Origin of the sequence: Virgibacillus halodenitrificans JCM 12304, assembly GCF_001310895.1 — a bacterium.
In the GTDB taxonomy this organism is placed as follows: domain Bacteria; phylum Bacillota; class Bacilli; order Bacillales; family Amphibacillaceae; genus Virgibacillus_Q; species Virgibacillus_Q halodenitrificans.
Genome location: NZ_BAZS01000062.1, coordinates 1 through 8,531 on the forward strand (window position 1 = coordinate 1; position 8,531 = coordinate 8,531).

Here is an 8,531-nt window from a genome sequence, read left to right on the forward strand (position 1 = left end):
TCATCTTCCATTCCAATCAATTGGTATGTGCTATTGATTAATTTGAGGTATTTAAGAATTGAATAAGTAGCTCTTATCTTTAATCTTTGAGATATACACCTTAGCGAAGGGGAAATATGAAGACTCCTGCGGGAAAAGCGAGACTAGCGAGACCCCACAGAACGGAACGTTAGTGGAGTTCGAGGAGGCTCGCAGGCCGCCCGCGGAAAGCGTAATATTTTCCCGTAGCGAGATTAGAAAATCATATCCACTACGTCGCAGTTTCCTCCAACTGTACAACACACAGTAACAACTATCATTTGACTTCGGCCCCCCAAGTCAAGTTGGCAGTCTGAAAACTTTCAGGAAACAGGGCTTTTAACGTTATTACCATTTTTATGGTATATTAAAAAAAGAAATTACTAATGAAAATCACATGTTATTCATGTAAGAAGGGTCTGGTCAATAGATGTTATTTGTACTTGATGTGGGTAACACCAATACGGTGCTGGGTGTCTTTGAAGGAGAACAATTAAAATATGAATGGCGCATAAAAACAGATCGGTATAAAACAGAAGATGAATTCGGAATCCTAGTAAAATCCTTATTCGAACATAAAGGATTGACCTTAACGGATATTACAGGTGTAATTATCTCTTCAGTCGTACCTCCAATTATGTTTGCAATGGAAAAAATGTGTCGAGATTATTTGAATATAGAACCATTGGTTATTGGAAAAGAAACGATTCAATCCAGCCTTAAAATGACATATCCATCCCCACATGAGCTAGGCGCTGATCGTATTGTAAATGCAGTGGGGGCCATAAAAGAATATGGAGCTCCTCTAATTATTATAGATTTTGGAACAGCCACAACGTATTGCTTTATTAATGAAAAGGAAGAATATGTTGGAGGTGTTATTTCCCCTGGTGTTAACATCTCGATGGAAGCATTGTACAGTAAAGCATCTAAGCTACCAAAAATTGAAATCCAACCACCATCCAGTGTAATAGGGTCCTCGACTGTTGAAGCAATGCAAGCTGGGGCTTTTTACGGCTATGTGGCTCAGGTAGATGGAATTGTTACGCGTATTAAAGAAGAGACAGGAAAGCAACCTACAGTTATTGCTACTGGCGGGTTAGCACCGTTAATTGCTGATGCATCAGCTACAATTAATCATGTCGATCCATATTTAACATTAAAAGGTCTTTATCTAATATATAAAAGAAACAGTTTATAAAGAGAGGGTTTATACAATGAAGGATTATCTAATTAAAGCAACTGCACATAATGGAATGGTAAGAGCATATGCTTCGACCACGACAGAGACAATAGAAGAAGCTCGTAGACGTCATGATACTTGGGCTACTGCCTCTGCTGCCTTGGGAAGAACAATTACAATCTCAGCCATGATGGGCGCGATGTTAAAAGGGGAAGATTCGCTAACAGTAAAGGTGGAAGGCAGAGGGCCTATAGGTGCTATCCTTGCAGACGCAAATGCTAATGGAGAAGTGCGTGGCTATGTAAGTAATCCACACGTAGATTTTGAGTTAAATGATAAAGGGAAATTAGATGTCGCACGTGCTGTAGGGACTGATGGAAATATAAGTGTAATTAAGGATTTGGGCTTAAAAGATTACTTTACAGGAGAGGTTCCGATTATTTCCGGGGAAATTAGTGAGGATTTTACTTATTACTTTGCTAATTCAGAGCAGGTACCATCCGCAGTAGGTGCAGGAGTATTAATTAATCCTGATCATTCCGTACTTGCTGCAGGTGGATTTATAATTCAGGTCATGCCAGGTGCAGAGGAAGAAGTGATTTCCCAGTTGGAAGAAGAAATACAATCCCTTCCTGCTATTTCAGCCTTAATCCAACAAGGCAATACACCTGAGCAAATTTTAGAAAGGCTATTCGGTAAGGAGAACGTAAAAGTTCATGAAACCATGCCAATAGAATTTCGTTGTAAATGCTCTAAAGAGCGTGTAGAGCAAGCAATAATCGGCTTAGGAAAAGAAGAAATAAAGCAAATGATTGAGAAAGATCATGGTGCTGAAGCAAATTGTCATTTCTGTAATGAAACATATGAATTTACCGAAACAGATTTGGAAAAATTGTTGGATTCGTAGGTCTGAGTTTGTCTACAGGGGGAAGTTGAGTATATGTCCAAACGCCTTTTACTAGGAATAGTTATTGTCCTTGTTATTACTAATATTGCTACGTTAATTTACTGGAATAAGAGTGAAAGTACAATTATAGATAACAAAGAGAATGGACCTGTTATAAATAAAAAGAAGCCAGTTGCTTCTGTTAACGGTCAGGATATATTTTATGAAGATTGGATGCGGCAATTACGCTTGAATAATGGGGAAAGTCAACTAAAGTCAATGGTCGATCAGGAGCTTGTCCGGCAACTGGCTGAAGAAAAAGATCTGGATATTTCAGAAAAAGTTATTCAAAAGGAAATATCCATGCTGACAGCTGCAGAAGGGGTAATGAAAAAGGAAGAATTGCAAAGAGCTGAGAAGCAATGGAGGGAAAAGCTAGTCTATCGGTATCAATTGCAATTACTTTTAACTGAAGGTGTCAAGATTCCGGAGGATCAATTACAACGTTACTATGAAGAGTATGGGGACCAATATAATTTCTCTGCCTCCATGCAACTGTCCCATATTATTGTAGAGGATCTTTCAACTGCGAAGAAAGTGGTAAGGGATTTAGAGGCAGATGCTGACTTTGGAATGCTTGCACGGGAGTATTCCCTTGATGAAGAAACAAGGGATAAAAAGGGATACCTCGGTTACATTTATACAAACAGTCAATTTTTCCCTGAAGGATATAAAGAAATTGCTTTGCAAATGGATGATCATTCCTATAGTGATCCGTTTGCAACAGAGGAAGGTGTAGCGATTATTTATCTGCATCGTTACTTACCAGAAATAACATTCGCGTATGAAGAAATAAAAAAGTATATGAAAAGTGAAATTGCTATGCAAGAAACAAATCAAACGTTGTCTGCTGATCCACTGTGGAAAGAAGCAGAGATTCATTGGTTGTATGAGTAATAAGAGTGCCCATTTTTTGTGTTTTTAGTTGACTTTTGTATAGGTAAAACGTACATTATAATTAAATCATACAAATTAACTAGGAATTGGGAGGCAGATGAACATGAGAGTGGCTGACAATATTACCAAATTAATTGGTGAAACCCCTGTAGTTAAATTAAATCGGATGACAGACGAAGATAGTGCAGATATATATTTAAAGTTAGAATTTATGAACCCTGGAAGCTCGGTAAAAGATCGTATTGCTTTAGCAATGATTGAGGCGGCAGAACAGGACGGTTCTTTAAAAGATGGTGATACTATTATTGAACCTACTAGTGGAAACACTGGTATTGGTCTAGCAATGGTTGCTGTTGCAAAGGGCTATAAGGCTGTATTGGTTATGCCTGATACAATGAGTAAGGAACGGCGCAATCTTCTTCGTGCATATGGAGCTGAGTTAATTTTAACCCCTGGTGCAGAGGGAATGAAGGGTGCTATAAAGAAAGCTGAAGAACTTAATGAAAAGCATGGGTATTTCATGCCACAGCAATTTAACAATGAGGCAAACCCTAAAGTTCATGCAGAAACAACAGGTAAAGAGATCGTGGAACAGATGAGTGATGGTCTGGATGCTTTTGTTTCAGGTATTGGAACAGGTGGAACAATTACTGGTGCAGGTCGAGTATTAAAAGAAAGCTTTAAAGATATTAAAGTTTATGCCGTTGAACCGGCAGATTCAGATGTGTTATCAGGTGGATCTCCTGGTCCTCATAAAATCCAGGGATTAGGAGCAGGATTCGTTCCTGGCATTCTTAATACGGACATCTATGATGAAGTAATTCGAATAGAAAATGAAGAGGCCTTCGAAACGTCGCGTCAGGTTGCCAGAACAAATGGCATTCTTGGAGGTATATCTGCAGGAGCTGCAGTTGCAGCGGCTAAAAAAGTTGCTAAACAATTGGGCAAAGGTAAAAAGGTTCTAGCTATATTCCCTGATAATGGAGAAAGATATTTATCTACACCTCTATATCAATTTGATGAAGAGCAATAACCATTTCCGTAAAAAGACTGACACACAGCAACTGATGTCAGTCTTTTTTATGCTTCAAAGATGTTAAATTATTGTGCTGTCTGACCTCTTACTGAAATATAGGTATAAAGGTGAATCTAAACGTAGCCGGTTTATCATGAATACCGACTGTGAGAATTTATGTCGCTTGCACGTTTGTTCTATGATAGGATAGAACAGGAAATAGTAGTGAAAGAAGGTATGTTGCCTAATGATCTTAAAGATGAAAAGAAAAGAATTGGATCTATCTGCACGGACACATATTATGGGGATACTAAACGTGACTCCAGATTCGTTTTCAGATGGAGGCAGCTATGATTCAAAAGAAAAAGCAATACAACAAGCAATAAAAATGGAAGAGGATGGCGCAGATATCATTGATATTGGAGGGGAATCCACCCGGCCAAATCACCAGCCAGTCTCCTTAGAAGAGGAAATTGACCGAGTTATCCCTATTATAAAAGCGATACGGGAATATACAAATTTACCAATTTCCATCGACACCTATAAAGCAGAAACTGCCAAACAGGCAATTGAAGCAGGTGCGGATATAATTAATGATATTTGGGGTGCAAAAAGAGAACCGGAAATAGCCAGAGTTGCAGCACAATACAATGTACCCATTATCCTTATGCATAATCGCAACAATAAGAATTATACTGATTTAATACATGATATGAAAATAGATCTAAAGGAAAGTATTGATATAGCATTAGATGCAGGAGTGCAAGAGGATAAGATTGTATTGGATCCCGGTGTTGGATTTGCTAAAACAGCGGAAGACAACCTTATCGTAATGAATCAATTGGAGCAATTTGTTAGGATGGGTTATCCCGTTCTTCTCGCCACGTCGAGAAAAAGGTTTATAGGAGGAGTATTAGATCTTCCTGCTGAGGAAAGAGATATTGGCACTGGTGCAACTACCTGTCTGGGAATAACAAAAGGTGTACAAATGGTGCGCGTGCATAATGTAAAAGTGAATGTTGAGCTGGCAAAAATGATGGATGCCATGCAGCGTGCGAAGGCAGGAGGTAGTAGGAATGGATAAGATTATACTTAAGAATTTGCAGTTTTATGGATATCATGGTTTATTGCCTGAAGAGAACAAGCTTGGACAAAGATTCCAAGTGGATGTAGACCTGTATGCGGATCTAAAGAAGCCTGGTGAAACGGATGCGATGGGAGATTCTATTCATTACGGGCATGCGTACGAGGTAATCCAGCAAATTGTGGAGGGGGAGCCATACAATTTAATTGAAGCAGTTGCTGAGAAAATCGCTAATGAGCTGTTACGTTCTTTTACTCTTTTATCCGCATGTACAATCAAAGTGATTAAGCCAGATCCTCCTATTCCTGGGCATTACCACTCTGTTGCTGTGGAAATTTATAGGGAGAGATCAATATGAATGAAGTATTTATTGCGTTAGGTACAAATATCGAACCAAGGGAAGTGCATCTAAATAAAGCTATTGAACTGCTGTCTAAGCATTCATCCATTACGATTTATAAGAAGTCATCTATTTACGAAACAGCGCCTGTAGGTTATACAGATCAGAATGATTTTTTAAATATGGTATTAGAAGCACACACCTCTCTCTCTCCAATTGAATTACTTGATGTTTGTCAGGGTATTGAACAAGAACTGGGAAGAAAAAGGGAGATACGTTTTGGACCGCGAACGATAGACCTTGACATATTGCTATATAATCAAGAAAATAGGAAGATGGAACGATTAATTATTCCACATCCAAGATTGCATGAACGTGCGTTTGTGCTTGTACCATTAGAAGAAATTGCTCCAAAGGTAATAATTCCAACACAGGATAAATGTGTTGCTGATTTGATAAATCAACTTCCAAGAAAAGACATGAAGGATGTAGTGAAATGGACAGGAAAAGACTGGGGAGAAGAATAAAGGCCTTTCGAAAACTAAAAGGGTATACTCAAATAGATTTAGCAGAAAAGTTAGATATACCTATTTCCACTATAGGAGCGGTTGAACGAGGGACGAAACAAGCTTCAGAGAAATTAATTCAGGAAATTGCTGCTGTTTTATCTATTGAAGAGAACGAAATCGTTTTAAAGGAAGATAATAGTTATAGGGAAAGTTAAAAATGGTTTTCTACAATATGAAATATACTTTTATGTAGAGATGGACAAATGATTGTTTGTATGTCACATGGATTGGTTGATTCAAAGGATAGAGTAAAGATAGTAATTATGGAATTGCTTTAACAGCCGATTTCACACTTAAAATGGTTATATGTACACAGAAAAGGAAAGTAAAGAATAGTAGAGGCAGGGCTACGGGAAGGATCTTTTGTATATTTATATACATACACCTCTTTGTTAGAAGATGATCAGAGACCTTCATCATATTAATAAAGCTACCTGCCAGTTATAGACTGGCCGTTTTTATGTTTTTGCATAAATAACAGCAGTTTTTATGAGCGAAATTGCTTTGAGAATAGAAGAGAAGCAAACTGTAATTTCAGTGATTTTTATAGAAAATCTTAACTCATGCTTTGTACAATTCCAAATATCGTGAAAGATTTAGTTTTTTTAGGTATACTATTTTATAATATGGACTGGAGTGATGAATGGTGTCAGAAGAATTAAATGAACATATGCGAGTTAGAAGAGAAAAATTAGGTGCTTATAAGGAGCAGGGATTGGATCCTTTCGGTGGTAAATTCTCCAGGTCACATCTTGCAAATGAATTGCAAGCAACCTATGATTCTTTTTCAAAGGAAGAATTGGAGGAAAAGCAAGAGATTGTTACAATCGCTGGAAGAATGATGACCAAGCGTGGAAAAGGGAAAGCTGGTTTCGCTCATCTCCAAGATTTGAGTGGTCAGATTCAAATCTACGTACGAAAAGATGATATTGGTGAACAGGCCTATGAGATATTTAAATCTACTGATATGGGAGATATTATTGGCGTAACAGGGATTATGTTTAAAACAAAGGTCGGGGAGCTATCCGTTAAAGCAACAGAATTCCATCTATTGACCAAATCATTACGCCCTTTACCAGAAAAGTATCATGGTTTAAAAGATATCGAGCAACGTTACCGTCAGCGCTATCTTGACTTAATAACAAACATGGATAGCAGAGAGACGTTTGTTTTACGGAGTAAGATTATCCAATCAATGAGACGTTATTTAGATGGACAAGGGTACCTTGAAGTTGAAACACCGATGATGCACGGAATTCCAGGAGGGGCGTCTGCTCGTCCGTTTGAAACACACCATAATGCTTTAGATATTCCATTATATATGCGTATTGCTATTGAATTGCACTTAAAACGACTAATCGTCGGAGGACTTGAAAAAGTTTATGAAATTGGACGGGTGTTCCGAAATGAAGGTGTATCCACCAGACATAACCCGGAATTCACTATGATGGAACTATATGCTGCATATGATGATTATCACGATATAATGTCATTAACAGAAAATATGGTAGCCCATATTGCTAAAGAAGTACTTGGATCTACTACCATTATATATGACGATAAAGAAGTAAACCTGGAACCGGAATGGACCAGACTTCACATGGTAGATGCAGTAAAAGAACAAACAGGTGTTGATTTCTGGCAGCAGATGAGCGACGAACAAGCACGTGATTTAGCTAAAGAGCATGGAGTAGATGTACAAGAAACAATGACATTTGGACATGTTGTTAATGAGTTTTTTGAGCAAAAAGTAGAAGAAACTCTAATTCAACCTACTTTCATTTACGGCCACCCTGTGGAAATTTCCCCATTGGCCAAGAAGAATAAAGAGGATCAACGCTTTACAGACAGATTTGAACTATTCATCGTTGGGCGGGAGCATGCCAATGCCTTTAGTGAGCTAAACGATCCGATTGATCAACGTGAACGGTTCGAAGCACAAGTGAAAGAAAGAGCGGAAGGAAATGACGAAGCGCATCTAATGGATGATGACTTCCTTGAAGCATTGGAGTATGGTATGCCTCCAACTGGCGGCTTAGGAATTGGGATAGACCGCCTGGTTATGTTACTAACAAACTCACCGTCAATTAGAGATGTATTGCTATTCCCGCAAATGAGAAATAAGTAAGACAGTAAAAGAACACTTCTTAAATAGGAGTGTTCTTTTATATAGGATTTTACAAGTGCATGGGAAGATTAATATATCAAATAATTTGAATTATATTTCTTAATAAAAACACTTGCTTTTGAAAAACAAACATGGTAAATTTAATATCGTTGCTCAAGCAACTATAACAAGTACTTCAACGAAGTGCTGAAATAAAATTTTAAAAATCTATTGATTGTAACTTGAAATTATGTTATATTAATAAAGTCGCTAAATTGCGAAACAACTTCTAAAGATAAAATTTATTTTAAAAAGTTGTTGACAAAGTTTAAGTGACCTGATATAATATAAAAGTTGCTTCGATAAGAAGCG

At 37.7% G+C, this 8,531-nt stretch carries 9 protein-coding genes; all 9 read left to right on the forward strand.

All coding sequences use genetic code 11. From position 1 onward, the window contains the following. The first annotated feature begins 448 nt into the window (after positions 1–448). The 9 genes from JCM12304_RS18525 to lysS all read left to right on the forward strand — a co-directional run bounded on the left by JCM12304_RS18525 (position 449) and on the right by lysS (position 8,180). Complete coding sequence (locus tag JCM12304_RS18525) at positions 449–1,219, forward strand: type III pantothenate kinase (protein WP_060681962.1); 771 nt, start codon at positions 449–451, stop codon at positions 1,217–1,219. Positions 1,220–1,235: 16 nt separating this feature from the next. After that, complete coding sequence (gene hslO / locus JCM12304_RS18530; RefSeq protein WP_060681963.1) at positions 1,236–2,108, forward strand: Hsp33 family molecular chaperone HslO; 873 nt, start codon at positions 1,236–1,238, stop codon at positions 2,106–2,108. 33 nt (positions 2,109–2,141) lie between these two features. Next, positions 2,142–3,044: a peptidylprolyl isomerase gene (locus JCM12304_RS18535; RefSeq protein WP_019379283.1), complete on the forward strand. Its 903-nt coding sequence runs from the start codon at positions 2,142–2,144 to the stop codon at positions 3,042–3,044. 103 nt (positions 3,045–3,147) lie between these two features. Continuing rightward, the gene (gene cysK / locus JCM12304_RS18540) at positions 3,148–4,077 is read left to right on the forward strand and encodes a cysteine synthase A (RefSeq protein WP_019379282.1); all 930 of its coding nucleotides are present in this window, start codon (positions 3,148–3,150) and stop codon (positions 4,075–4,077) included. 229 nt (positions 4,078–4,306) lie between these two features. Then, positions 4,307–5,143, forward strand: coding sequence for a dihydropteroate synthase (gene folP / locus JCM12304_RS18545; RefSeq protein ID WP_060681964.1), 837 nt, complete (start codon positions 4,307–4,309; stop codon positions 5,141–5,143). After that, positions 5,136–5,501, forward strand: a complete 366-nt coding sequence (folB, locus tag JCM12304_RS18550) for a dihydroneopterin aldolase (protein ID WP_060681965.1) — start codon at positions 5,136–5,138, stop codon at positions 5,499–5,501. Before folP ends, folB begins: the two co-directional genes overlap by 8 nt. After that, entirely contained in the window at positions 5,498–6,010 is a 513-nt protein-coding gene (gene folK, locus JCM12304_RS18555) for a 2-amino-4-hydroxy-6-hydroxymethyldihydropteridine diphosphokinase (RefSeq protein ID WP_060681966.1), read from the forward strand. The genes folB and folK overlap by 4 nt, the downstream gene beginning before the upstream one ends. After that, positions 5,980–6,207 carry a helix-turn-helix domain-containing protein gene (locus JCM12304_RS18560; protein ID WP_019379278.1) on the forward strand — a complete coding sequence of 76 codons (228 nt, stop codon included), beginning with the start codon at positions 5,980–5,982 and terminating at the stop codon, positions 6,205–6,207. Before folK ends, JCM12304_RS18560 begins: the two co-directional genes overlap by 31 nt. A 488-nt stretch (positions 6,208–6,695) precedes the next feature. Continuing rightward, positions 6,696–8,180, forward strand: coding sequence for a lysine--tRNA ligase (gene lysS, locus JCM12304_RS18565; protein ID WP_172675329.1), 1,485 nt, complete (start codon positions 6,696–6,698; stop codon positions 8,178–8,180). The last annotated feature ends 351 nt before the right edge of the window (positions 8,181–8,531 follow it).

Excerpts from the sequence above, each read along its gene's own strand:
- JCM12304_RS18525 (WP_060681962.1), top strand. The coding sequence starts at position 449 with ATGTTATTTGTACTTGATGTGGGTAACACCAATACGGTGCTGGGTGTC.
- hslO (WP_060681963.1), top strand. The coding sequence starts at position 1,236 with ATGAAGGATTATCTAATTAAAGCAACTGCACATAATGGAATGGTAAGA.
- JCM12304_RS18535 (WP_019379283.1), top strand. The coding sequence starts at position 2,142 with ATGTCCAAACGCCTTTTACTAGGAATAGTTATTGTCCTTGTTATTACT.
- cysK (WP_019379282.1), top strand. The coding sequence starts at position 3,148 with ATGAGAGTGGCTGACAATATTACCAAATTAATTGGTGAAACCCCTGTA.
- folP (WP_060681964.1), top strand. The coding sequence starts at position 4,307 with ATGATCTTAAAGATGAAAAGAAAAGAATTGGATCTATCTGCACGGACA.
- folB (WP_060681965.1), top strand. The coding sequence starts at position 5,136 with ATGGATAAGATTATACTTAAGAATTTGCAGTTTTATGGATATCATGGT.
- folK (WP_060681966.1), top strand. The coding sequence starts at position 5,498 with ATGAATGAAGTATTTATTGCGTTAGGTACAAATATCGAACCAAGGGAA.
- JCM12304_RS18560 (WP_019379278.1), top strand. The coding sequence starts at position 5,980 with ATGGACAGGAAAAGACTGGGGAGAAGAATAAAGGCCTTTCGAAAACTA.
- lysS (WP_172675329.1), top strand. The coding sequence starts at position 6,696 with ATGGTGTCAGAAGAATTAAATGAACATATGCGAGTTAGAAGAGAAAAA.